The following is a 24,221-nucleotide window of genomic DNA, read 5'->3' on the forward strand; positions in this document are numbered from 1 at the left end:
AAAGAGGAAACAAATTATGAAAAAGAATGCAAATGAAAAAATTATGATGTTACAGTACCGTATTAAACGCTATCAAGCAATGGGAAATGGTGCCATGTGCCAAACATTAAACGGTAAACTTCAAAAACTGCTGTCACAGCAGGTTGCCATGTAAATAAACACACTAATTATAATAAATAGAGCGAGGAACTTTCGAGTATCCTCGCTTTTTTTATACATTTGCAGAAGAAAGATAATAAAACACATTATGAAAAAGCTATTTATGTCGGTTGCGCTCCTCATATTGGTCGTAACCTCTTTTGCACAAACACCTGGTTATGAGTTCACAACCGTTGTGTCTCACCAAGCAACGCCTGTTAAAGATCAGGGTTCCACAGGAACCTGCTGGTGCTTTGCCACCGCTTCTTTCATGGAGTCGGAACTGCTCCGAATGGGAAAAGGAGAATATGATCTCTCGGAAATGTTTATCGTCCGCCAAAAGTACATGAATCAGATGGAGGACAATTATCTCCGTCGTGGTAAAGGAAGTATCGGTGAAGGAAGTTTGGCACACACTTTCAAAAACGCTTATAAGAAAGCGGGAATCGTTCCGGAAGAAGTGTACACCGGATTGCCGGGCGATAAGAAAGACCACAATCACGGAGCATTGTCACGCTACCTCAAAGCATTGGTAGACGCAAATATTGAATCTAAAAAGCGTACTCCGCAATTTGATGCGCTTATTAATAATCTGTTCGATATTTATCTGGGTAAGGTTCCCGAAAAGTTCACTTATAAAGGAAAAGAATATACTCCTCAATCTTTCACAGAAAGTCTGGGATTGAATATGGATGATTACGTTGAGTTGACTAGTTTCACTCACAAGCCTTATTATGAGACATTCTCGCCTGAAGTTCCCGACAACTGGGAAAACCAGCCGATGTATAATCTTCCGTTGGACGAACTGATCGGGGTTATCGACTACGCACTGAACAAAGGATATACTGTATGTTGGGACGGTGACGTAAGCGAACAGGGTTTCTCTTTCAAGAACGGAATCGCCATCAATCCGCAAGTGGAGGATGTGAAAGATTACTCTACAACCGACCGTGCCCGTTTTGAGAAAATGCCAAAATATCAACGAATGGACGAAGTGTTCAAGTTTGAGCATCCTTATCCGGAAATCAACGTAACACCGGAAATCCGTCAGGATGGTTACGAGAAGTTTGTGACAACTGACGACCACTTGATGCACATCACCGGCATTGTAAAAGATCAGAATGGTACTAAATATTATATCACCAAGAATTCCTGGGGAGCGGAAAGCAACAAATCCGGAGGTTATCTGAATATGTCTGAAAGCTATGTACGTGCTAAAACAATCTGTGTGATGGTACACAAAGATTCTCTGCCTAAGGAACTGAAGAAGAAACTCGGTATTCAATAAATCGCATGAAATCAGTCCCGAAGGGAGATTGACTGTTTCATACATTTATTTATTCGGAACTCTCCATTATCTTCATATAACAAAAGAAATAGGGCAAAGAAGTATCACTACTTCACTGCCCTATTTTTTTGTTAACCTACTATATTAAATCCTTTGCTCTTTATTTCTTTTTCAATGTCACGTCGCTGATTTCTACAACGCCGCCTTTGTTCTGGGAAAGAATAGCCACATAACAATCTTTCAAAATAGCAGCATCATCGTCTGTATCAGACACTTCCAAGTTAGCATTTGCTTTCTTGCTGCTAATAGCATTTACCACTTGTCCCATATCATAGTAAACCACTACTTTAGTCCATTTACCGGCATCTTTAATTTTAAAATTGTATTGTGCGCCCGAAGCATTTGGTTGAGCATCTGCGTCATAGTCTCTACGCATGAAGAAAGTAGTATTGTACTTACCATTATCATTCTTTTCCTCATTGGTCTGTTTGATGTATACACTGACCGGAGTTCCTGCTTCTTTAGCTTTTGCATAGAAAGTAAGAACATAGATACCTTTGTCCAAACCATCGGTAATACGTTGTCCCAGGAAAGCTTTATACCAAGAGAGATTCTTTTCAGCACCGGAGTTATCCAATTTCATTGCATTCGAATATTTGGCATCTCCTGTTTCTTCCCAAGCAATAGTAGTTACACCGTCAGCTTCATTATTCATGATAAACCACTCTCCTGCGGTAGCTTTGTTGGCATTAGTCACTTTAGTCTTTACTTCAGTGGCGAATTTTTCGTTTTTTATCAGGTTCTGCGCACTTACGCTTACTCCTGCAAGGACCAAAAGCCCGGCAAATAATACTTTTTTCATCTTACTGTGATTTAATTGTTTATACTTTATTTTTTCTAGCTTTAAAAATCTATTTCACCCTACTTCACTTGTTGAATAACAAATCCATATTTACCAGTCACTTTCTTTTCTTCAGTCTTTAGTGTGATACGGTAAATCTCTTTGCCCCATACGTTAGACAGGCGCGGATCATCCAGTTTGATTGTTTCCAGTTCGGCTTTAAACTGCGACGGATAGTTCATTTCTACCTTTTGTCCCTTTACTTCGATGCGGATTTTTCCGGCTGACGGGAAAGTCACATTGCCCCAAGTTAAAAAGTTCATTTGATTAGGAGCAATAGCCTCATCCAACGTATAAATATCACCAATAATAAGTTTTTTATCATCAAGAGCATAAGAGCGAACCCAGCTTTTCACTTTCGCTTCTGCCGGATAAGCAGTAGCTATATCCGTAGAGAACATCCGTTTCTTCTCATTGCAAACGGTATTGGTAGCTTTATACTCCTGCCCGAATTTCTGCGGTACTCCGTTAATCATCGGCAAGTTATGATAGTTGCTCTGCATGGTCCAGATGGTATAGCGGTCCTTGCCGAACGTCTGTTTGGTATATGTACCTACACCGGCATCAATTATCACAGGAATTGTATTTACATATAAAGAAAAGGTTCCTACATCGTTGTGGTTATGGCTTTCGTTATTAAATCCGCCTTTAGCGGCAACAAACATACCGTTCTTATTCTTCATATAACAGAATTCCGTTTCGGGATACCAGGTTACATCCGGCATATCATGTTTCGGAGTTGCTTTTGCCAGCTCATTACAGCAAAGTAGAGATTGAAGCGAACGAAAAGCATCGTTGCCCATGGTAGCATACGGTTTTCTTCCATTCAACAGGTATGCGGCAAAGTGCATCATTTCATCGCTGTTTACAGCTTTACCGAAGCGATAGATTAACAAAGGATCGCCCCCGCCTTGTGCCGATGCATCAGCAAAATTCACCACCCAGCCATTGCCTACGTATGAGCGGGACATATATTCTCCCATCCGGCGAATCATCGGTTCGTTGAACAGAGACAGTTTACCGCCTGTGCCATCAGAGAGTATCTGCAAATAGTCATAGAGCTTTCCGGCGGCATGTCCCCAGTAAGAGGTTCCCTCCTCACAGGCACCATCGGATTTCACGAAGTTGATAAACTTATCGACTGACTGCATGGAACGATAAACAGCTTTTGTCAACTTATCCTTATTGTTCTCCATCAGTAAGAAACATTGCAAGGCATTGGAGTTACACCAGGGATTCCAGTTGTTGATGATTTCTCCCGGTTTCCAGTTAAAAGCCATCCACCACATTTCGTCGTCGTTCATATACGGATCGAGAATACGTTCTTTGATTGCTTTACGCATTTGCAAAGATACCACAGGATTGATTTTGTCGAATGGTTTGCGGAAGAAATAGTGTACCCAGGCCATTAAAGCTCCGTATCCGCCTGAACCGAGGTCGATAATCTGTTCGCGGAAGTCGGGAAGTGAACGTTTGCTACTCTGGCGGGGCAAGTGTGCGGATAGAACCCATGAATTCATTTCACAGCTCATATATGCTCCGTTCAGTAATTGGTCGATAAAACGTCCTTTCCCTTCGGCCAGTTCGGCGAGCATCAAGGCGTTAAGTGCCTGGCGGTTGGCGTCATAAGGAACTTCCATTATTTTACGGTTACCGCTACGTTCATATTCCAGATAAGCGGTGGCAGGTATCAGTTGCCATTTATAGTCGAGGAGTTTTTCGCCGGCTTCGATGAGGCGTTGCTTATTGGGGCCCATCAAAGAATCCCAGGCGACACGATCTGTATAAGCAGGATAAGGCACCCATGCTTGTTTCATTACCAACACGTTTTTTAACGTAGTTTCGTCTGCCGCTTTTTGCAGCATATTGCGTTCGGTGTAAGCGTTTGCCTTGAAAGAAAAACTTCCTAAAGCTGCTAGTAAAAGAACACAAAATAAATGTTTCATTCGATTCATGGTATTTTCATTCATTTAAGTATTGCAAAGATAACGTATCTGATAAAAAATGAGGTGAGTAAATCATACGAACCTGATGACAAAAAAGTACATACTTCAAAAATAGTACTCTTAATTGCTATATTTTAGGCTTTTAAGTCATTATAAAAACAAATTAGGTCATTGTAGAAACAATTTAAGTCACTATAAAAACAATTTAAGTCACACGGAAACCGGGTTTTCATTTCGGAAAAACAAAGATGCAGTTTTAGAAAACAGAGGCTTCCTTTGGAGAAAATAGAGGTTCTATTTATTCCAAACAGAGGCTCTGTTTAGGTCAAATAAAGGCTCTATTTTATTTCAAATAGAGTATCTGTTTTACTTCAGACAAAGTATCTGTTTGGATATTCTATCCTCTTTCTTTTTTCATTCTTTAATTCTCTTCTTTTTCACACCTCTATTCTTTCTTCTTCATCCCTCTATTTCTTCCCCTTCGCCTTCAATCCCAATCGCTAAATTCAAAACTCAACTGTTCCCAGACACCGTGTTGTTCATCGGCTTCCTCTTTTGGATTAGAGACGGAAAGACCGATGAGCCGGATTGGATGTTGCTCAAATTCGACACTTTTAAGCAATTCTTTTGCAAGTGGGAGTACCCGGTCTAAGGTGGTGAGTTCCTGCGATTGAGTAAGGCTTCGGGTTATCTGGCTAAAATCATGAAACTTGATTTTCAGGGTAAGCGTGTTGCCTTTGAAGTCTTTTCGCTGAAGACGTTCAATCAACTCTACTGCCACATGGTATAGTTCGATAATGACCGATGAACGGGCTGAAATATCACGTTCCAATGTACGTTCGCAGCCAATGGATTTACGGATACGAATTGCTTCGACAGGGCGTTCGTCAATTCCTCGTGAGCACTCATAATATAGTGCGCCGGCTTTTCCGAAATGTGCTGTCAGCATTTCAAGAGAACATTTTCGTAGTTGAAGTCCATTGTGGATGCCAAGTAGATGCATCTTCTTTGCAGTCACCGGACCCACTCCCCAAAAAGATTCGATAGGAAGACGGGCTATAAAATCAAGGGCTTGTTCCGGATGAATGGTGCATAAGCCATCCGGTTTGCGATAGTCCGAAGCTATTTTAGCCAGAAACTTATTATAAGAAACTCCGGCAGACGCAACAAGGTTGAGCTGCTCCCGAATCTTCTGCTTTATTTCCTTTGCTATATCCACAGCCAGGGAAATATCTTTCTTATTTTCAGTGACATCCAAGAAAGCCTCATCCAAAGACAGAGGTTCGATAATATCCGTATATTCGTGGAAAATCTCATGTATCTGACGGGAAACGGATTTATAAACATCCATCCTGCCAGGTACAAAAATGAGTTGGGGACAAAGACGTTTCGCCTTTTGCGAAGCCATGGCGGAACGGACACCGTAACGCCGGGCTTCATAACTGGCAGCAGCCACGACTCCCCTCTCTTCTGCATGACCTACCGCTAAAGGCTTGCCACGAAGTTCTGGATTATCACGCTGCTCTACAGAGGCATAGAAGGCATCCATGTCAATATGTATAATCTTTCTCTGCGTCATTGTTTGGGATTAGCAGAGCAAACTTACTATAAATTCCCGAATAAATCCTGCTTATTGGTTCAAGAAATAATATGCTTATGATTTTTATAGATATAAGTCAAAAAAAACATTCAATATCTCGTCAAAGACAGTTCTTATAATATTATATTTGCATATCGTCTATTCAAAATATAGAGGTAGTTAATAAGTTTGTGGCACCATACAACTCTTTAAGATTATGAAAAACACATTATTTTGCTTATTCATATTTTGCAGTGTTTCTACATTCGCTCAAAATGGAATCACTTTTAAGGTTGAAAAGCTTTCAAAGCCTGAAGAATTACTCAATCTACACTCCCCAAATGAAATTTACGAAAGTCTTATATTATCAGATATGGACATAGAACCTTATGAGATAAAAGAGAAGAATATCAAGGTTCCTTATCATATCATTGCAAAGAGTGAATCTCCCGACAGTCTCGTTTCTTTTGGTCCTAATTCTTTTTTCAACGGTATGTATCAGGCTTATGCGGATCACAGGCCATTTGTATTGTCCCCGGACATGATTTGGCTATTAATCAGCCAGGGATTTGCACGCCATATCAATGCCAATCAGGAATCTATGAGAAATGAGCTTGTTGATTTCTCCGGCAAACTATCCTTAATTGTAAGAGAAGACAAAAAATTGGAGGACCCTACTCTTTCATGGGAGGAAATCTTCCCGCAATTTACAGAACAAATATCCCAATACGCCGGTAATCATCTGACCGAGCTGCTCACCTGCAATTTTTCAACAACTACCTCTTTAGAGAAAGTTGCTTCCGAAATAACAATCATGGAAGCTGTGAAACCTTACTTTGAGTTTATAATCATACGCATTGTCTGTGGAATACCTGAAATAACTCTCGAAGGAACACCGGAGGACTGGGAAAAACTACTGTACAAAGCCAGAGGCTTGAAAGAATACAAACTCGATTGGTGGATTTCAGAACTGGAACCTCTTTTGGAAGAATTTGTCAAAGCATCCAAAGGAGAAGTTAATAAGGACTTTTGGCGCAACATGTTTAAATATCATTCACAGAAACGATACGGAGCCCCAAACATTATTGATGGATGGATCGTGAAGTTTTTCCCTTACGATAAGGAAGGGAAAAGAAATAATCTGAAACAGCTTGAAGGCAGAAATTGCCTCCCTGATGAGATAGTGAAGGTAGATGTAAAGTATCAGGAAGTATATGGCGACGCTGTCAAAGAAACTCCATTAGAATTTTGGGCAGGATTTATCGGATTAGAGCAGAACAGCAAGACTTTTGCTCTGCGACCGCAAATTGGTTGGATGGTCAGGAAGAAAGATGTTAATAAGGAGGGATTAAAAAGTAAATTGAGTGCTGATGCTCAAAAGGATGGTTGGGGAAGCGGCATCAATATCAGAGTAAAAGAATTTCCGGCTGTACTGTTGGAGCTCAAAGAAATAAAAAGGTTGGATATCCAGTTTATCGACACAATTGATATACCTGATGAAATATCAAAGATTAAAATCGGATCGTTGAATTTACATGGAAAAATCACTAAAGAGGGAATAGAGCGTATCAAAAGATTATTGCCTGACACGGATATAAAAATAAATGGTTCGCGAAGTGGGAGTGCTTCATTTATGACTCCATAATAAAAGAGGCTATCCAAAAGCCATATACTAAAAAACTTACCCTTGCTACAGTTTTGTAACAGGGGTAAATTCTATTGCCATGAACAAATTCAATCAATTGTGATATTTTAATTACCTTTGCCTTATCATTCAATTAAATAAAAGAAATGGAAAGTTCAAACCATCCCATAGAAAGAAAAGACTTTGAAGCCCTCATTCATGCAATAGGCTTTGAGATAGAACATGCACAAGTGAAATTGATTGTTGCAGCCAATGCACAAATGCTGTTCTACTATTAGAAATTGGGGAACTTCATTCTATACCACCAAAAAAGATTAGGTTGGGGCGGAAAAGTCATAAGTCAGATTTCAAAGGCTATCAAGATGCACTATCCCGAAAAGAAAGGATATTCAGCGAGAAGCCTTACCTATATGTGTCAGTTTGCCCGAACATACCCACTAGAGATATTACAAAGAATGCTTTCTTGTGACAAGGTGTTGAGAACGCCAACAATCCCCAATATGCTATCCTTGACTGATGAACTGAACTGTTTACCAATTACGCAAGAACCTCTTGCGCAAATTCAAAAGATAGACAAGACAATCTCCGCAATGCTGCAAACATCCATTGATGATATTGAAAAGGATTTTGTTTGTTCTCCCATTTCAAAAATAAACTGGACCAGTCATGTGATACTATTGGATAGCTCATTACCCTTAGGAAACAAATATTGGTACATGAAACAGTCCGTTGAAAACGGATGGAGCAGCAACGTATTAAAGATACAGATTGAGACTAATCTGTTCAAACGGCAGATAGAAACACAGAAAGTCAACAATTTCACAAAGACCTTGCCCGCCCCTCAAAGTGACTTAGCCAACTATTTGCTGAAAGACCCGTATATATTCGATGTAGCAGGTACAAAAGAACTGGCAGATGAAAGGGATATTGAAAAACAGCTTGTAGAACACGTCACAAGGTATCTATTGGAAATGGGGAACGGCTTCGCCTTTGTAGCCAAACAGAAACATTTCCAAGTCGGGGACAGCGATTTTTATGCAGACCTTATCCTATACTCCATAAAACTTCACGCCTATATAGTCGTAGAATTAAAGGCTACTCCATTCAAGCCAGAATATGCAGGGCAATTGAATTTCTACATGAACATCGTAGACGACCAGTTGAGAGGTGAAAACGACAACAAGACAATAGGATTGTTGCTCTGCAAAGGCAAGGATGAAGTAGTAGCACAATATGCCTTGACGGGCTATGCACAGCCCATAGGAGTAAGCGACTACCAGCTAAGCAAAGCCATTCCCGAAAATCTGAAATCCGCCTTGCCAAGTATCGAGGAAGTGGAGGAAGAATTATCACAGCTACTCGATAACAAGAAAGACGAAAAGTAATCCGATCAGTCCCGTTGTGACAGTCTTGACATTTAAGTCGTCTGCCACCTATACAACGACCGATTCGCCCCGAGCATTGACGAACAGATGAATATCACAGAAAATAGAAATATTAAATAAAACAAAAACACCCCGCTTTACATTACTAGTATGTAAAGCGGGGTGCAAATCTCATAAAACACTAAAAATCAGCATTTATTGTGGACCTGGAGGGAATCGAACCCTCGTCCAAACGAGGAAATCATAAGCTTTCTACATGCTTATCTTTGCCTAATTTTTCGTGCAGGAACAGAACCAAAGCCATCAATTCCTGCCTTATCCTCTAAAGTTTCATCAAAAGTGCGAGGCCGCCTTTGACTATCCCCGATGTAACTGCACCACTGAACCGGAATGCTTCGGAGCAACAGCTTCCGAGTGATGTCTCGTCCTGGCACCTAGTGCCTGGATTAAGCTAATCTACTGTGATTCGATTAAGCAGCAAGAGCGTAATTAGTTTCGCCAGATAAAATTTTGATAACTGATATTTAAGTGGAAATTACCGACCCACTGCATGCTTACCTACCATTTCTGCCCGCTGTCAAATCCAGTCAAGCCCAAATTTTTATTCGTACAGAATAGCGATTGTTTAGAACGCTTTCTAAGAGTGCAAAGATAGGAAATGTTTTTTAATTTACGAGAAGACGTTAGCAAATATTATATCAAAGCACTATCTTTACGGAGCTATTTTATATTTAAGGTGAAAAAGCATCATGAAAAATCAACCAATAATAAGCTACTTATGATTAAGACATATCTATCTAAAACATCTATATTCAAAGCATTTGCCGCTGTTTGCATATTCGGAATCAGTATCAGTGGCTGTACTTCTAAAAAAAAGACTCCTATGGAAACAACCGATACAACGGAAAACGAACTAACCATGTTGGTGGGTACTTACACATCAGGAACCAGTAAAGGGATATATAGCTACCGCTTCAACGAAGAAGACGGGACTGCCACTCCGTTAAGTGAAACGGAAGTTGAAAATCCTTCTTATCTTGTTCCATCTGCCGACGGAAAATTCGTCTATGCAGTCAGTGAACTCAATAATACGCAAGCTGCCGCCAATGCATTTGCCTTCAATAAAGAAAAAGGTACTTTGCAACTATTAAATTCACAGCAAACGGGAGGTGAAGATCCCTGTTATATCATCGCCAGTGGAAATAATGTGATAACCGCCAACTACAGTGGCGGCAGCATCTCCGTTTTCCCTATCGCAAAAGATGGCTCGCTCCTACCCGCTTCCGATATTATACAATTCAAAGGTACGGGAGTAGACAAGGAACGACAAGAGAAACCGCATCTGCATTGTGTCCGTATCACTCCGGATGGTAAATACTTGTTTGCCGATGACTTGGGTACAGATCAAATACATAAGTTTATCATTAACCCAGCTGCAAATGTAGAGAATAAAGAAGCATTTCTGAAAAAAGGATCGCCTGCTGCCTTTAAAGTGAAAGCCGGTTCGGGTCCCCGCCATCTGACTTTCTCGCCAAACGGCCATTACGCCTATCTGATTAATGAGTTATCGGGCACAGTAATCGCTTTTGAATATAAAGACGGAGATTTAAAAGAGATGCAAACAATCGCTGCCGATACGGTAAACGCACAAGGAAGCGCTGATATTCATATCAGCCCGGATGGTAAATTCCTGTATGCCAGCAACCGTTTGAAAGCAGATGGTATTGCCATATTCAGTATTCACCCGGATAACGGAATGTTAGCGAAAGCAGGCTATCAACTGACAGGGATTCATCCACGCAATTTCATCATCACGCCTAATGGGAAATACTTGTTGGTTGCTTGCAGAGATAGCAATGTGATACAAGTTTATGAAAGAGATGCAGATACAGGACTATTAACAGACGTACATCAGGATATTAAAGTAGACAAGCCGGTCTGTATAAAATTTGTGCCATAATTTGTCATAATCTCCCGGCTATTCATCAACTACTGATAGCCCTTTACTTTTTATTTTGAGCAATCCGATTGTCAGGAATTTGAGTCTTCACAACGATTTTACTCCCGTTCTTGGTACACTTGATACATTCTTTCCGCAATGTTCTCTCTTTTAAGTCAAAAATGAGATTCGGATTAAAATGTTGCCCGTTAATACGGGTTTCGAAGTGTACATGTTCGGTAGTGGCACGACCGGTACGTCCTGTCAGCCCGATAGGTTGTCCGGCTTTTACAACATCACCAGTTTTAACCAGATTCTTGAAATTGTGGCTATAAAGTGTTTCCAATCCGTTAGCGTGGCGGATTACAACGATATTTCCGTAGGCATAATAGGGTTTCGACATACGCACCACTCCATCAAAAGCAGCACGAATCGTATCTTTTGCACAGGTCTTAATGTCTGTTCCCGAATGTCCTCCGCGAGTTCCATAGGCAGAGATTACTTTTCCTCCGGGTAATGGAAAAGCATATTCGTGGTCTTTCAGAGAATCCAAATGCAGATAGATATGATTGCTTTTAGCAAATAATCCGGGAGTAGCTACCCGTACATCAGCCATTTCGCGGGCAGAGAAGGAAAGTTTATCCTGCCCGTCGGCAGCCAGAGGCAATAATAAAACTGTCAGTAAGATAAGTATGTTTTTCATGTCTTTTTTCTTAGAGCACTCATTCTAATTATTCGAAGAATACGATTTCGCCTCCATCCGATTCTGTATAGTTTCTTAATAAGGTCTGTATCATTTCAACAGCTTCTTGCAAACCTTCTTTTCCGTTATAACCGTTGACTATGGCTAGGATATGAGTAGTTCCGAGGTCCATCTTCGTACGTTCATGGTCGCTTGTCGGGGTTCCGATTCCGCCGAAAGAATCACGATATACAGGTAATCCTTCGATATTCAATACACCGCGTCCGATACCTTCAAACGGTTCTCCTGCTTTGCCGATACCGAGTTCAAGGTGCGTACCTTGTATTTTATCCGCGTCAAAACCACCGATCGAATGTCCTGTGCGAAGAGACACAAGGTTGATAAGGTCTACCAACGTATCAATCTGATATAAAGGGATTCCACGCATCAGGCGGCGGCGTAGAGCTTCGGCTGACGGACGATAACGTCCGGGGTCTTTGCCACAACGTTTATAAGCCTCACGGGTAGCAAAGATAACGGGTTGATGTTTGATGTCTTCCATCTGTGTTGTGGAAGTCAGTTGCCTGGTAAAAGCGTCGATCTCCTGCCAAAGCCCTTCGCTGTAAGCTGTATTTTTCACAACAGCATACACAGCGGCTCCGGCAAAAACCGGGCATGCGTCTTTTATTTCTTTAGATACTTTTATTTCAAACATAACTTATCATAAACCAATCATCAGCGTCCTGCAATTACGGACGCTAATTATTACTTTCTAATCATTATTCCCGACAATGTACGACCGGAATCTATTCCCAGTCTACGTGCAGAGAAGAATTCATCATGATGAATATAGGTACAGATTCCGGCCACTTCTATCTGTTCTGCAGGCACTCCGAGATTCAGTAATTCAATCCGGTTGGCTTCCCACAAATCAATATGATATTTGCCTGTTTCTTTCTTCTTCATAGAAATAAGAGACATATCGAAGCCGCTTTCTTCAAAAGCATCATACACCTCATCACCTACTTCAAATGATTCGAGCGAAATGCTCGGCCCGATGCAAGCTATCACATCTTCGCCTTGCGTCCCGAACATCTTATTCAAGTGATCCATCACATTACTGACAATATGCTTCACTGTTCCTTTCCATCCGGCATGAACGGCAGCCACAACGTGTTGTTTTTTGTCGTACAGCAATACAGGAACACAATCCGCTGTCGTGACACAAACGCAATATCCCGGCACATTAGTTATCAAGGCATCCATTCCTCGCAGAAGTAGTCGTCTCATTTCCAATGATTCTTTAAAAAATGATTCATTGATAATCAGACTGGCACAGCCATGATTCTGTTCAGGAATAAATAATTCCTTTATCTGATGATTCATGCACTGAAACAACCAGCTCTGATTGCGATTGACGTTCATGCATGAGTCATTGGTATAAGGCGAACAGTTGAAAGAGCCGTAAGCTCCGGTGCTTATACCTTCGTGACGCGTAGTTACAAAATGAGCTACTTCGGGATATGCCTCCAGTGACTTATATCCCTTCAACTCGTTATGTTTTGTAAGTGAAATCATTTTTCTTCCCAATCTTCTTCTTCGTATTCATAATCGATATCATCGTCGTCGTCGACATCTTCCTCATATTCATAAACGATGTCTTCATCTTCGCCCATGTCTTTGAGTTCCTGTTGCAGACGGGTCACGTCTTTCGGACGGTGAACGATGTCCTCTATCTTATTGCTTTCCTTGTTCAGTTCTTCCCAAAGGATGTCTTTCAACACCGAGATGCCCAAACCGGAAACAGAAGATATGAATACATGTGGAATGCCTTCCGGCAATGTAGGTTCAATCTCGTCCATCAACTCCTGATCGAGCATATCACTCTTGGTAACAGCCAACACACGTTGCTTGTCCAACATTTCAGGATTGAAGGTACGCAGTTCGTTCAGCAAGACTTCGTATTCTTTACGAATGTCGTCGCTGTCTGCCGGAACCATAAACAGCAGTAATGAATTACGTTCGATATGACGCAAGAAACGCAGTCCCAAACCTTTTCCCTGACTGGCACCTTCGATAATACCCGGTATGTCCGCCATCACAAAGGATTTTCCACCGTGATAGGAAACGATGCCCAAGTTGGGTTCGAGCGTAGTAAACGGGTAATCGGCAATTTTCGGTTTAGCAGCCGAAATGGAAGAAAGCAAAGTTGACTTTCCCGCATTCGGGAAACCTACCAGACCGACATCGGCAAGCAGTTTCAGCTCCATGATAACGGTCATTTCCTGCATCGGCTCTCCCGGCTGCGCAAAACGCGGAGCCTGACGGGTGGCCGTCTTGAAATGCCAGTTACCCTGACCGCCGCGACCGCCTTTGAGCAAAATCACTTCCTGTCCGTCTTCTGTTACGTCACAAAGATACTCCCCTGTCTCGGCATTATAAACTACCGTTCCGCAGGGTACTTCTATTATTTTATCCGCACCGTCTTTTCCGAAACTACGTCCTTTGCTCCCCGATTCACCATGACCGGCCATTGCATGACGGTCATACTTCAAGTGCAGCAATGTCCAGTAATTACGGTTACCGCGCAAGATGATATGACCTCCTCTTCCACCATCGCCCCCGTCGGGACCTCCGTTAGGACAATATTTCTCGCGCCTCATGTGCGTAGAGCCTCTTCCGCCCTTACCCGAGCGACAGTATATCTTTACGTAATCAACAAAATTCGATTCAGCCATACTTTTTTAAAAGTTAAAGTAGTCAGTAGTTAGAGCAGTTAATTAGAACACTCCGGCTACTGACTTATTTATTTATAATATTGTATTATTACAATTTATCTACTGCTTCGCAGATTTCAGCGAAGATACCTTCCATAGTACCCAAGCCGTTGATGTGTTGGTATTTCTTTTCGTTCTTGTACCAGTCGATCAGTGGAGCAGTCTGTGAATGATATACATGCAGACGTTTCTTGATTGTTTCTTCGTTATCATCAGCACGACCGGAATCCTTGCCACGTTTAATGAGACGTACCATCAGTTCTTCTTCCGGAACATCCAAGTCAACCATTACAGAAACGTCCTGTCCTCTTTCTGCCAACATTTTCTTTAATGCTTCTGCTTGTGCAATTGTTCTTGGGAAACCGTCGAAAATTACCCCTTTGCTATCTTTGAAGCTGTCGAATACGCTTGCCAGAATATCAATCATTAATTCATCAGGAATCAATTGACCTTGGTCGATGTAACCTTTAGCTGTTTTACCCAGTTCTGTGCCATTCTTGATTTCAGCACGCAATACATCTCCTGTCGAGATGTGATTGATTCCATACTTTTCTACGATACGTTCGCTCTGTGTTCCTTTTCCTGAACCCGGAGCACCGAAAATTACGATGTTCAACATTTTGTTATTTACAATTTAACGATTTACTATTTACCATTTAAACTGGTACCTATTTAATATTAATCTACTACTGTATAAATATCGGGATAATTACGTCCGAAACCATCATAATCCAGTCCGTAACCTACGATAAAGTCGTTCGGAATTTCCATCGCTACATATTCAATGTTGAGGTTTACCTTGAGCTTTTCAGGTTTCACCAACAGAGAAGCGATATGGATAGCTTCGGGATTGCGTGTACCTAATGTTTCGAGCAGTCGCTGCATCGTCAGTCCTGTGTCTACAATATCTTCTACGATCACAATGGTACGTCCGGCAATGTCTTCATTCAGGCCGATTACCTCTTTAATCACTCCGGTAGAAGTGATGCCCTGATAAGACGCCAACTTCACAAATGAGATTTCACAAGGGATGGTGATGTGCTTCAGTAAATCAGCAGTAAACATAAACGAACCGTTCAACACACTAAGAAAAAGCGGATTCTTACCTGCCAAATCGCGGTTGATTTCGTTCGCTACGCGAATCACTTCTTTCTGAATTTCTTGTTCCTTAATGGAAACGGTAAACAATTTGTCTTTTATCTGAATGGTATCCATAACCGGTAATTTAAAAATAACCTTGCAAAAATACGATTTTTTATTCTACCCCGTGCATCATCTTCTGTAATTTCTTCGAGAGAAGGAACAGAATCAACGAAGCAACACCGGACATTACGACGAATACCATAAAGAAATCATACATGGTAGCAATCTGATAACCAAAGATTGACTTCACTTTTCCGGCTTCCGGATAGAGCCCGCTCAACATTCCCGCAAATTTATTGGCTGTGGCAGTAGACAGATACCAGATTCCCATCATCAGGGAAGCGAAACGCAGCGGACTCAATTTATTTACCATTGAAAGTCCGATAGGCGACAAAGCTATTTCACCCATGGTATGAATAAAGTAAAGTCCTGTCAGCCAAATCATGCTCACTTTCACTCCGGGAACTGCATCTTTCACTCCGAAACAGATGAAAAGATAACCTAAAGAAAGGAGTAACAGACCAATCGCTTGTTTGGTAGGAGAAGCAGGTTCCATCTTTCGCTTGTTCAGGAAACCCCATACACCCGGCATGATATATGCCAGGACAACTACAAACAGTGGATTGAAGGATTGAAACCATGAAGCCGGCATTTCCCAACCGAATATGTCACGATTCGTCTGTTCGGATGCGAAGAGAGTTAAAGAAGCTCCCGCCTGTTCGTAGGCTGCCCAGAAGAAGATGACAAAGAAGGCTACTATATAGATAACGAAAATACGGCTGCGTTCTATTTTGGTCAATGAACCGTCTAACAAGATCAGAACAGGGAAAACAATGCAGGCGGTAAAAATGCCGATACTCACCCAATCGCCTTCAAATGCATAGTTAAAGAAGGCTATTAAAGCAATGGTAAGAATTGTGATTACAAGGGTGTTACGTACTTTGGTATGTTTGTCCATCTTCGGGTGTGAGATATGGTCGGCCTTGTCTTCTTTCTTTTCACGTTTAGCATCGGGGATAATACCAATCGGTTCTCCGGAAGGAGAAAAAAGATATTTATTCTTTTGAGTCTCGAAAAGAACAACGGTGAACAGTGTCATGATTCCGGCTGCAAGAAATCCCCATTTAAAGTCATGCGGATCACCGGTATCACCCAGATAACCACAAATCAAAGGAGCAGCAAAAGAGCCTACATTCACTCCCATATAAAAAATGGTGTATGCAGCATCCAACCGCCTGTCTCCGGGTTCGTAGAGCTGACCTACCAGAGAAGAGACAGTGGGTTTGAAGCAACCATTGCCCAAGATCAGGAAGCCTAGTCCACCATACATCATCCAGTGGGCAAGGTTTGTATTATCTAAAGTGGAAGCACTCATAAACATCAGGAATTGTCCGACTGCCATCATCACCGCTCCCCAAAACACGGAACGACGGATTCCCCAATATTTATCGGCAATGTATCCGCCAATCAACGGGGTTAAATAAACTAGTCCGGTATAGCTGCCGTAGATGGATGCTGCCGCTTCTTTGTCAAACAATAATGCCTGCGTCAGGAAAAGAATAAAGATCGCACGCATACCGTAATAACTGAAACGTTCTGCCGTGCTTGTCGCGAAAATCAGATAAAGGCCTTTCGGATGCCCTTTCAATGCACTCATGAATTTATGTGTTTAGTAGTTTATGGGGTGCAAAGGTACAGAAAAAGTAGATTAGATGCTTCTCTTATCAAACAGAATAATAGGGGGAATAGTAAAAACGAGCATAAAAAATCCTACTGATCCACTTCATTACTTTTTTAGCAGTGTAAATAATAAAGTGGAGATCCATCTTAAATGTAGGTTAGCTACCACCTTAGCCAAAAGTAAATTCGACATTTTCGATACTGGCAAAAAGCATTCCTTCTCTTTTCCTCAAAAAGATCTTGTCTTCTCGGGTCAGCCAACCAATAGCGAGAGCTACGTCTTCAAACGTCAAACTTAATTCACGGCACAAATCGAACATTGAAAGTTCACCTTTTTCATTTAAGATGCGCCATACTTTCCCGGCATTCAAGCCAATTTTTGTCTTTTCCATCATGCAAACTTTAGAAGATTAAACAATCCGTTATTTAGATTTTAATTCATTTTCATTGTGAGCACTGGAAAATGATGTGATGCACATTATCTATCTCCAAAGATAACATTTTTATCGGAAACGGCAAATAATCAAAGGCTTAATCAGGGGAACCGCATTAAAAATTTGTTTAAGAAGGTATGGAGATAAACTAAACACAATTTCCATCCGCGCCTCTACAGAAAAAGATTTTTCATTTCTCATATTCTCATAAATAAGAAACAAGTGGCAGTAAACTAATAAGATAGACTATGAGAAATGATTTAAAAACAGGCATTTCTCATAGTTTCTTCGCAAAATAACCCGGATTTTGCTTCATTTCTCATAGTGTAGTGTGCCGGAAGCTGACATTGAATAAATAAAACTATGTATTCCTTTTGCTTGCTTCCATACACAGTGTCTTAGTTCCACATATTGTGGGAAAAGATTCCCTAAGGCTTGGGAAAGTATTCCCTTATTTTGTGGGAAAGTATTCCTGTATATTGAAGGAAAACTTTCCCACAATATATGGGACAATCGATACCAATGAGCATCTTCAAGCAAAAAGCCACTATTTTATCTAAATAGTAGCTTCATTTCCTGATAAAAATAAGGCAGGCTGAAAGAAAAAAGGAAGAACAAATGGCTTTTGACTATGAGAAATACCCTGAAATACTATGAGAATAAGGTGGCTTTTGAGCCAAAATATGGGAGAACTTATGAGAAATACCGTTTCGAAAAAGTGTTTCTCATAAGATATCTATTTGATTAGCTTTCGTTTATCGAAAAACAATGAGAATATGAGAAATGAAATGAAGAAATCTTTGGTTCTTAATCAAATTCCGTGCTAGTAAAGCTCATTGAAAGGCCGATGGATAAAGGGATATCGGCATATTAGAAATAGCAAATAAATTATCCAAACTATATGCATCTTAAAGTACTCCGGAATAGCCATGAATAAGGTAATTGAACATAAATAAGTAGCACGGAATTTGAAGAAGAACCAAATCTTTTTCAGGAGAAATAAAAGTAAGTTCATAATGGTGCAGCATTGAATTATTTTTTGGCGGAGTTATTCTAACACTTAATAGTTCAAAAGCAGATATTTCTCTGACCAAAAGATAGAACTAATGATGAATTAAAAGTTGCAATTATGGTTTTCTTCCCACAACAAACGGGAAAAGTCAGAAGAATCATGTACATTTGTAATCCGAAAACTAAAAGAACATCGCAATGAAAATATTTCCAAGCAGCAGTATCAAGAAATTGGACGCTTATACCATTGAGAACGAACCTATTGCATCAATCGATCTGATGGAACGTGCAGCAACCGTATTAACAAAAGCCATCACAGACAGATGGAATACGGAAACGCCGGTCACTATCTTTGCCGGACCGGGGAATAATGGCGGAGACGCTCTCGCCGTAGCCCGCATGATGGCTGAAAAAGGATATAAAATCGAGGTATTTCTCTTCAACACGAAAGGAGAACTTTCACCCGACTGCCAGACCAATAAAGAACTGGTAGAAATGATGGAAGAAGTAAAATTCCACGAGATCAGTACCCAATTCGTACCTCCCGCCCTGACGCCCGACCATCTGGTAATCGACGGATTATTCGGTTCAGGCCTGAACAAACCGTTGAGCGGCGGATTCGCTGCCGTAGTGAAATACATCAATTCCTCCCCTGCTATGGTAGTAGCCATCGACATTCCTTCCGGACTGATGGGAGAAGAAAATACATTCAACGTAAAAGCCAATATTATCCGTGCCGACGTAACTTTCAGTCTGCAACTGCCGAAGCTCGCCTTTCTTTTCGCAGAGAACACGGAATTTGTCGGAGAATGGGAAGTGCTGGACATCCAATTAAGCGAAGACGGTATTGAAGAGATGGAAACGAACTACGAAATGTTGGAAATAGAGCAAATCCGTTCACTCATCAAGCCACGCAAACAGTTTGCCCACAAGGGGAACTTCGGCCATGCACTATTGATTGCCGGTTCAAAAGGAATGGCAGGAGCCTCTATTCTCGCTGCCCGCGCCTGCCTCCGTTCGGGAGTAGGGTTGCTGACTGTCCATGCGCCAATGTGCAACAACGACATCTTGCAAACCTCCATACCCGAAGCAATCGTAGAAACCGACATCAACGAAACCTGTTTTGCCGTACCTACCGACACGGACGACTATCAAGCAGTCGGCATCGGTCCGGGACTGGGACGAAACGAGGAAACGGAAGCTGCCTTGTTGGAACAACTGGAACACTGCCAGACTCCTGTTGTGGTGGATGCCGACGCACTTAATATCCTTGCCAACCACCGCCATGCCCTTACCCACCTGCCGAAGGGTTCCATCCTCACCCCGCATCCGAAAGAACTGGAACGTCTGACCGGCAAATGCCAGGACTCTTACGAACGTCTGATGAAGGCCTGCGAACTGGCCCGTGCCGCCCATGTTCACATTATTTTAAAAGGAGCCTACTCCGCCATCATCACCCCCGAAGGTAAATGTTTCTTCAACCCAACCGGAAATCCGGGAATGGCAACCGGAGGTAGCGGTGACGTACTGACCGGAGTAATCCTGGCACTACTTGCCCAAGGTTACCCAACCGAGGAAGCCGCAAAAATCGGCACTTACATTCACGGACTGGCGGGCGATGTCGCTCAAAAGAAGCAAGGAATGATCGGAATGATCACAAGCGATATTATCACCTGTCTGCCGACAGCATGGCGACTTGTAAGCGAATAAAAGTTAAGAACTTACCCTTTTTTCAATAACTTCATTAACTTTGTTTTCAAAACCAGTTAAAAAGAACCGAATATGAAAAAGTTGATTATAGCAGCAGGACTACTTATGACAACGTCCGCCTATGCACAAACCGAAGTACTGACGGGGGTTACCCGAGGAAAAGACTATGGAGTGGTTTACAGTCTTCCCAAAACCCAAATAGAACTTGAAATAAAAGCCAACAAAGTCAACTATACTCCGGGAGAATTCAGCAAATATGCTGATCGTTACCTGCGACTGACCAACGTCTCCGCCGACCCTGAAGAGTACTGGGAACTGGCTAGCGTAAAAGTGAAATCCGTAGGTGTGCCCAACAGCGAAACTATGTATTTCGTAAAATTGAAGGATAAGACAGTAGCACCGCTCATGGAACTGACAGAGGATGGCATTGTGAAAACGATCAATGTTCCTTACAGCAATAGCAGTGTAGGCAAAAAAGCTGCTCCCGCCCCCGCAGTCCTCCAAAAGAAAGCGAATCCTCGCGAATTCCTGACCGAAGAGATTCTGATGGCTAGTTCTACCGCCAAGATGGCCGAGCTGGTGGCTAAAGAAATCTATAACATCCGCGAAAGCAAAAATGCCTTATTGCGCGGACAAGCTGATAATATGCCTTCAGATGGGGCACAGCTTAAGATTATGCTCGACAATCTGAATGCACAGGAAGAAGCCATGACACAAATGTTCTCCGGCACCTGCAACAAAGAAGAGAGAACATTCACTGTCCGCCTTACCCCTGACAAGGAATTCAACAATGAAGTTGCTTTCCGCTTCTCGAAGAAGTTAGGTGTAGTTGCCAACAATGATTTGGCAGGAACTCCGTTTTATATCAGTCTGAAAGACCTGAAATCGGTCAAGATGCCACAGGAAGATGGTAAGAAGAAGAAAGATTTGGATGGAATCGCCTACAACGTACCCGGACAAGCTATGGTTACACTGACTGACGGTAAAAAGAAACTTTACGAAGGTGAGCTTCCTATTACTCAATTTGGTGTGATAGAATATCTGGCTCCGGTTTTGTTCAACAAGAATTCTACCATCAAAGTTTATTTTGATCCGAATACGGGAGGATTGCTCAAAGTGGACAGAGAAGAAGGGAAATAGAAAAACGAGGAAGTGAACTTCTAAAAAACAAAGAATATGGTTGGTGAAGGACATGCATTCGACATGATACGCCGAATAAAAGAGGGACGGGAAGCTTCCCGCCTACGTCGTGAACGTGCTAACGATAAGTTGAAGCATTTAAACCGTGCAAACGAACCTTATCCACTACCCAACACCACCCCCGAAGAAATGGAACGTATCATCCACGACTCGGAGAAAAAGAAAGAGAAAGACAGCAATTATTTTGTTTGGGGAACGCTTATTATCATGGGGGTCCTGATAGCAATTGCCGTCATACTTTGGGCTGTATTTATCAAATAAATAATAATAAGTTCCTATTTATACGACTGGTATCACCAGTTTTATAAATCCATCTTTCTGCATTTGAGAAAGATAAGCCGATACACGCGACTCGTAGCCCTCTTCATTTTGAAAGTGGTCTGCGAGTTTTTCTATAATCTCACGAACATTGCGTTTTCCATCTATCAGTTCCCATACAGCCGTACCGTGTTCTTCCAATTTCACATGAAGTTCTTTCGACATTCCTTTCGGCACAAGGAAGCGTTGCATCCACGGATATTTAAAACGGGGAAAGGAGAGCACAATTGTCTCCCCTTCCCTTTCTGCTGTAATATGTTCACTGCGACAGGGAATGACCTCTAACAGGTTGATTTTCTCTTTGGCAGCCATACTTCTTATTTTTTATTTCAGAGTATTCATACTGATACCCTTTTGTTTACACCTTGATACAAAATTCCTTTGTTACTTTAGGTATTGAATTTCCTAGTTACTTTTGGATATTCGCCTCTTCCAGACCGTATCCCTTCTTCTTGTTCTCTGCCTTTAACATCAAAGCCACAATCAGAGCAAGCACACCAAAGAGAGCAAAAATAGCCATCGGCAACGTGTAGTCATAAGTCTGTGCACCGTCTACTACCGGACCTTTGCAATAAGTATTCAACACCCATCCGATCAACAAAGGAACACCCATCAATCCCCAGTTCTGTACCCAGAAAATCAATGCGTATGCGGTACCCAACTGTTTTTCCGGAATAATCTTCGGAACAGACGGCCACATAGCTGAAGGCACCAACGAGAAGGCAAATCCCAATATAATCATGATAATAGTAGCAAACCACCATATATTCAGTATAGGCAGAGCAAACATCGTATGCACAAAAATAAGCATCACTGATCCGATTATCATCAACGTAGCTCCCTTACCGATACGGTCATAAAGCGAGCCGAACAACGGAGTCAGGATAATCGCACCAATCGGCAACAATCCGGGAATCGTTCCCGCCAACTTCGGATCTACGTTATACTTCTGCACCATCAAGTCGGCAGCATACTTGATAAAGGGGAATACAGCCGAGTAGAACAATACACATAGTAATGCAATCAGCCAGAATCCTTTATTGGTAATGATATACACAATATCTTTCATACGGAACGGCTCTTCCGGCTCCAATCCTTCTGCATCCAAAGAAGCATCCAACTTCTTATCATAGAAAGTATAAAGGAAGAAAGCAATCGTACCCACGCACAACATAATCAGACAAAACAAAATCGGAGCAGGAATATTGGTATGAAATGTGCCACTCTCATCCGTAGATCCGAAAAAGTCGGCCAAAGGAACCGTGAGCACCATTGCCAGAGTTGTTCCGATACGTGCCGTAGCCATTTCAAGTCCCATAGCTAATGCCATTTCCTTACCCTTGAACCATTTTACGATAATCTTGGAAACTGTGATACCGGCAATTTCCACACCTACACCGAAGATAGCATACCCCAATGCAGCCAGGGTTACCTGTGTTTTGAATCCGAAGAGCATGGCACCTTCCGGAAAAGTAGTAGAAATCGCATAGTATTTCAATCCACAACCAAACACCATCAATAAGCAAGCTCCCATTCCGGTGAAACGAACTCCCATCTTATCCAAAATGATACCACCGAAAATCAGCATCAATAGGAATACATTAAACCACCCGTAAGCGCTTGTGAAGAAACCATAATCAAGACTGTCCCATAGTAGTTCTTTCTCAAGCATGGGTTTTAGAGGAGACATTACGTCGGTGAGGAAATAGCCGCATAGCATAGTAAATGCGACCAATGCTAGAACACTCCATCGGAGTACGGCGGAGTCATTCAATTTCTGTTTCAAATGTTCTGTCATTGTTATATTTAAAAATAGTAGTTAATAATCTTCATACGACCAACAAAGGTAGTTAAATCTCGTTTGTTTCTATCAAAAAGAGATTGTTTTTACAAGAAAAAGTTAAGTGCGGATTACACTGACCACGCGGAAGATTGAAAATCCGTGTAATCTGCGTAATCCGCACTTAAATATCAAAGAAATGCAGCATCCGTCTGCACCTTCCCATTAATGGTTTTACCCCAAAGTCTTACCTGACAACGGAGTGAATTACTCTGCTGCAGGAGCAGGAGTTTCAGTAGCCGGTGCCGGAGTTTCTGTAGCAGGTGCATTGGTAGCAGGAGCTTCAGTTTGCGGCGCAGCCGTACCTGCGGGTAAGTTATACGGGTTAGTCTGTTGTTCTTTCTGTGCCTGTTCCAACACTGCGTCTTTAGCAACAGCAGAGCGAGGAACTACATAAGCAGTAGCAATGCTCATTACCACCATGAAGATAGCTAAGCCCCATGTTGCTTTTTCCAGAAAATCTGTAGTCTTGCGCACGCCCATGATGGCGTTAGATGAAGAGAAACCAGAAGCAAGTCCGCCTCCTTTTGAGTTCTGAATCAGCACGATGAAACACATCAACAAGGCTGCAATAACCATTAAGATAACGAATAATAAGTACATTT

21 protein-coding genes, 1 other RNA gene and 1 pseudogene are annotated in these 24,221 nt (G+C 41.8%); 8 read left to right on the forward strand and 15 right to left on the reverse strand.

What is annotated here, in order from left to right; all coding sequences use genetic code 11:
• The first annotated feature begins 16 nt into the window (after positions 1-16).
• On the forward strand, positions 17-154 hold the full coding sequence (locus BSAG_RS25345) for a hypothetical protein (RefSeq protein WP_004301914.1): 138 nt from the start codon (positions 17-19) through the stop codon (positions 152-154).
• Positions 155-247: 93 nt separating this feature from the next.
• Positions 248-1,426, forward strand: coding sequence for a C1 family peptidase (locus BSAG_RS05665; protein WP_004313415.1), 1,179 nt, complete (start codon positions 248-250; stop codon positions 1,424-1,426).
• A gap of 160 nt (positions 1,427-1,586) precedes the next feature.
• Here the strand turns inward: BSAG_RS05665 and BSAG_RS05660 are convergent, their stop codons facing one another.
• The 3 genes from BSAG_RS05660 to dinB all read right to left on the reverse strand — a co-directional run bounded on the left by BSAG_RS05660 (position 1,587) and on the right by dinB (position 5,852).
• Positions 1,587-2,288, reverse strand: coding sequence for a DUF4627 domain-containing protein (locus BSAG_RS05660; protein WP_004313416.1), 702 nt, complete (start codon positions 2,286-2,288; stop codon positions 1,587-1,589).
• Between the two features lie 59 nt (positions 2,289-2,347).
• A complete protein-coding gene (locus BSAG_RS05655; RefSeq protein WP_004313417.1) occupies positions 2,348-4,282 on the reverse strand; it encodes a heparinase II/III family protein in 1,935 nt (644 codons plus the stop codon).
• Between the two features lie 478 nt (positions 4,283-4,760).
• A complete protein-coding gene (gene dinB, locus BSAG_RS05650; protein WP_004301910.1) occupies positions 4,761-5,852 on the reverse strand; it encodes a DNA polymerase IV in 1,092 nt (363 codons plus the stop codon).
• Positions 5,853-6,069: 217 nt separating this feature from the next.
• On the opposite strand from dinB, the gene BSAG_RS05645 reads away from it, so the two are divergent.
• Both BSAG_RS05645 and BSAG_RS0223415 read left to right on the forward strand, forming a co-directional pair.
• Positions 6,070-7,497 carry a DUF4419 domain-containing protein gene (locus tag BSAG_RS05645; RefSeq protein ID WP_008771165.1) on the forward strand — a complete coding sequence of 476 codons (1,428 nt, stop codon included), beginning with the start codon at positions 6,070-6,072 and terminating at the stop codon, positions 7,495-7,497.
• Between the two features lie 146 nt (positions 7,498-7,643).
• Positions 7,644-8,882, forward strand: a pseudogene (locus BSAG_RS0223415) (PDDEXK nuclease domain-containing protein).
• A 198-nt stretch (positions 8,883-9,080) separates the two neighbouring features.
• On the opposite strand, the gene ssrA reads toward BSAG_RS0223415, so the two are convergent.
• Positions 9,081-9,477: a transfer-messenger RNA gene (ssrA, locus tag BSAG_RS24540) on the reverse strand.
• A gap of 183 nt (positions 9,478-9,660) precedes the next feature.
• Here ssrA and BSAG_RS05640 point away from each other — a divergent pair.
• Positions 9,661-10,842: a lactonase family protein gene (locus BSAG_RS05640; RefSeq protein WP_004313420.1), complete on the forward strand. Its 1,182-nt coding sequence runs from the start codon at positions 9,661-9,663 to the stop codon at positions 10,840-10,842.
• 43 nt (positions 10,843-10,885) lie between these two features.
• Here BSAG_RS05640 and BSAG_RS05635 read toward each other — a convergent pair whose 3' ends face one another.
• The 8 genes from BSAG_RS05635 to BSAG_RS05610 form a co-directional block, all read right to left on the reverse strand.
• The gene (locus BSAG_RS05635; protein ID WP_004313421.1) at positions 10,886-11,524 is read right to left on the reverse strand and encodes a M23 family metallopeptidase; all 639 of its coding nucleotides are present in this window, start codon (positions 11,522-11,524) and stop codon (positions 10,886-10,888) included.
• A gap of 28 nt (positions 11,525-11,552) precedes the next feature.
• A complete protein-coding gene (locus BSAG_RS05630) occupies positions 11,553-12,218 on the reverse strand; it encodes a B3/4 domain-containing protein (protein ID WP_008016983.1) in 666 nt (221 codons plus the stop codon).
• A 50-nt stretch (positions 12,219-12,268) separates the two neighbouring features.
• The gene (pgeF, locus tag BSAG_RS05625; RefSeq protein WP_004308345.1) at positions 12,269-13,081 is read right to left on the reverse strand and encodes a peptidoglycan editing factor PgeF; all 813 of its coding nucleotides are present in this window, start codon (positions 13,079-13,081) and stop codon (positions 12,269-12,271) included.
• Positions 13,078-14,241 carry a GTPase ObgE gene (gene obgE, locus BSAG_RS05620; RefSeq protein WP_004315272.1) on the reverse strand — a complete coding sequence of 388 codons (1,164 nt, stop codon included), beginning with the start codon at positions 14,239-14,241 and terminating at the stop codon, positions 13,078-13,080. Before obgE ends, pgeF begins: the two co-directional genes overlap by 4 nt.
• An 88-nt stretch (positions 14,242-14,329) precedes the next feature.
• Complete coding sequence (locus BSAG_RS0223420) at positions 14,330-14,899, reverse strand: adenylate kinase (protein WP_004301902.1); 570 nt, start codon at positions 14,897-14,899, stop codon at positions 14,330-14,332.
• A 59-nt stretch (positions 14,900-14,958) separates the two neighbouring features.
• Entirely contained in the window at positions 14,959-15,495 is a 537-nt protein-coding gene (hpt, locus tag BSAG_RS0223425; protein ID WP_004308350.1) for a hypoxanthine phosphoribosyltransferase, read from the reverse strand.
• A 40-nt stretch (positions 15,496-15,535) separates the two neighbouring features.
• Positions 15,536-17,080, reverse strand: a complete 1,545-nt coding sequence (locus BSAG_RS05615; RefSeq protein ID WP_004315274.1) for a peptide MFS transporter — start codon at positions 17,078-17,080, stop codon at positions 15,536-15,538.
• A 193-nt stretch (positions 17,081-17,273) separates the two neighbouring features.
• Positions 17,274-17,498 (reverse strand): winged helix-turn-helix domain-containing protein, encoded by a 225-nt coding sequence (locus BSAG_RS05610; protein WP_004315275.1) that lies wholly within the window; start codon positions 17,496-17,498, stop codon positions 17,274-17,276.
• Between the two features lie 1,248 nt (positions 17,499-18,746).
• Here BSAG_RS05610 and BSAG_RS05605 point away from each other — a divergent pair.
• From BSAG_RS05605 to BSAG_RS05595, 3 genes are all read left to right on the forward strand, one after another.
• Positions 18,747-20,258: a bifunctional ADP-dependent NAD(P)H-hydrate dehydratase/NAD(P)H-hydrate epimerase gene (locus BSAG_RS05605; protein WP_004315829.1), complete on the forward strand. Its 1,512-nt coding sequence runs from the start codon at positions 18,747-18,749 to the stop codon at positions 20,256-20,258.
• A gap of 72 nt (positions 20,259-20,330) precedes the next feature.
• Positions 20,331-21,398, forward strand: coding sequence for a DUF4831 family protein (locus tag BSAG_RS05600; protein ID WP_004315828.1), 1,068 nt, complete (start codon positions 20,331-20,333; stop codon positions 21,396-21,398).
• Positions 21,399-21,434: 36 nt separating this feature from the next.
• Positions 21,435-21,719: a hypothetical protein gene (locus BSAG_RS05595; RefSeq protein WP_004301893.1), complete on the forward strand. Its 285-nt coding sequence runs from the start codon at positions 21,435-21,437 to the stop codon at positions 21,717-21,719.
• An 18-nt stretch (positions 21,720-21,737) separates the two neighbouring features.
• Here the strand turns inward: BSAG_RS05595 and BSAG_RS05590 are convergent, their stop codons facing one another.
• From BSAG_RS05590 to secG, 3 genes are all read right to left on the reverse strand, one after another.
• Positions 21,738-22,088 (reverse strand): PqqD family protein, encoded by a 351-nt coding sequence (locus BSAG_RS05590; protein WP_004315827.1) that lies wholly within the window; start codon positions 22,086-22,088, stop codon positions 21,738-21,740.
• Positions 22,089-22,185: 97 nt separating this feature from the next.
• Entirely contained in the window at positions 22,186-23,574 is a 1,389-nt protein-coding gene (locus tag BSAG_RS05585; protein ID WP_004309797.1) for an MFS transporter, read from the reverse strand.
• A gap of 249 nt (positions 23,575-23,823) precedes the next feature.
• Positions 23,824-24,219 carry a preprotein translocase subunit SecG gene (secG, locus tag BSAG_RS05580; RefSeq protein ID WP_004301890.1) on the reverse strand — a complete coding sequence of 132 codons (396 nt, stop codon included), beginning with the start codon at positions 24,217-24,219 and terminating at the stop codon, positions 23,824-23,826.
• Positions 24,220-24,221: the final 2 nt, after the last annotated feature.

Source organism: Bacteroides sp. D1, from assembly GCF_000157095.2.
In the GTDB taxonomy this organism is placed as follows: Bacteria; Bacteroidota; Bacteroidia; order Bacteroidales; family Bacteroidaceae; genus Bacteroides; species Bacteroides xylanisolvens.

What these genes read in the sequence shown, in the direction of transcription:
- BSAG_RS25345 (WP_004301914.1), top strand. Translation starts at nt 17, where the DNA reads ATGAAAAAGAATGCAAATGAAAAAATTATGATGTTACAGTACCGTATT.
- BSAG_RS05665 (WP_004313415.1), top strand. Translation starts at nt 248, where the DNA reads ATGAAAAAGCTATTTATGTCGGTTGCGCTCCTCATATTGGTCGTAACC.
- BSAG_RS05660 (WP_004313416.1), bottom strand. Translation starts at nt 2,288, where the DNA reads ATGAAAAAAGTATTATTTGCCGGGCTTTTGGTCCTTGCAGGAGTAAGC.
- BSAG_RS05655 (WP_004313417.1), bottom strand. Translation starts at nt 4,282, where the DNA reads ATGAATCGAATGAAACATTTATTTTGTGTTCTTTTACTAGCAGCTTTA.
- dinB (WP_004301910.1), bottom strand. Translation starts at nt 5,852, where the DNA reads ATGACGCAGAGAAAGATTATACATATTGACATGGATGCCTTCTATGCC.
- BSAG_RS05645 (WP_008771165.1), top strand. Translation starts at nt 6,070, where the DNA reads ATGAAAAACACATTATTTTGCTTATTCATATTTTGCAGTGTTTCTACA.
- BSAG_RS05640 (WP_004313420.1), top strand. Translation starts at nt 9,661, where the DNA reads ATGATTAAGACATATCTATCTAAAACATCTATATTCAAAGCATTTGCC.
- BSAG_RS05635 (WP_004313421.1), bottom strand. Translation starts at nt 11,524, where the DNA reads ATGAAAAACATACTTATCTTACTGACAGTTTTATTATTGCCTCTGGCT.
- BSAG_RS05630 (WP_008016983.1), bottom strand. Translation starts at nt 12,218, where the DNA reads ATGTTTGAAATAAAAGTATCTAAAGAAATAAAAGACGCATGCCCGGTT.
- pgeF (WP_004308345.1), bottom strand. Translation starts at nt 13,081, where the DNA reads ATGATTTCACTTACAAAACATAACGAGTTGAAGGGATATAAGTCACTG.
- obgE (WP_004315272.1), bottom strand. Translation starts at nt 14,241, where the DNA reads ATGGCTGAATCGAATTTTGTTGATTACGTAAAGATATACTGTCGCTCG.
- BSAG_RS0223420 (WP_004301902.1), bottom strand. Translation starts at nt 14,899, where the DNA reads ATGTTGAACATCGTAATTTTCGGTGCTCCGGGTTCAGGAAAAGGAACA.
- hpt (WP_004308350.1), bottom strand. Translation starts at nt 15,495, where the DNA reads ATGGATACCATTCAGATAAAAGACAAATTGTTTACCGTTTCCATTAAG.
- BSAG_RS05615 (WP_004315274.1), bottom strand. Translation starts at nt 17,080, where the DNA reads ATGAGTGCATTGAAAGGGCATCCGAAAGGCCTTTATCTGATTTTCGCG.
- BSAG_RS05610 (WP_004315275.1), bottom strand. Translation starts at nt 17,498, where the DNA reads ATGATGGAAAAGACAAAAATTGGCTTGAATGCCGGGAAAGTATGGCGC.
- BSAG_RS05605 (WP_004315829.1), top strand. Translation starts at nt 18,747, where the DNA reads ATGAAAATATTTCCAAGCAGCAGTATCAAGAAATTGGACGCTTATACC.
- BSAG_RS05600 (WP_004315828.1), top strand. Translation starts at nt 20,331, where the DNA reads ATGAAAAAGTTGATTATAGCAGCAGGACTACTTATGACAACGTCCGCC.
- BSAG_RS05595 (WP_004301893.1), top strand. Translation starts at nt 21,435, where the DNA reads ATGGTTGGTGAAGGACATGCATTCGACATGATACGCCGAATAAAAGAG.
- BSAG_RS05590 (WP_004315827.1), bottom strand. Translation starts at nt 22,088, where the DNA reads ATGGCTGCCAAAGAGAAAATCAACCTGTTAGAGGTCATTCCCTGTCGC.
- BSAG_RS05585 (WP_004309797.1), bottom strand. Translation starts at nt 23,574, where the DNA reads ATGACAGAACATTTGAAACAGAAATTGAATGACTCCGCCGTACTCCGA.
- secG (WP_004301890.1), bottom strand. Translation starts at nt 24,219, where the DNA reads ATGTACTTATTATTCGTTATCTTAATGGTTATTGCAGCCTTGTTGATG.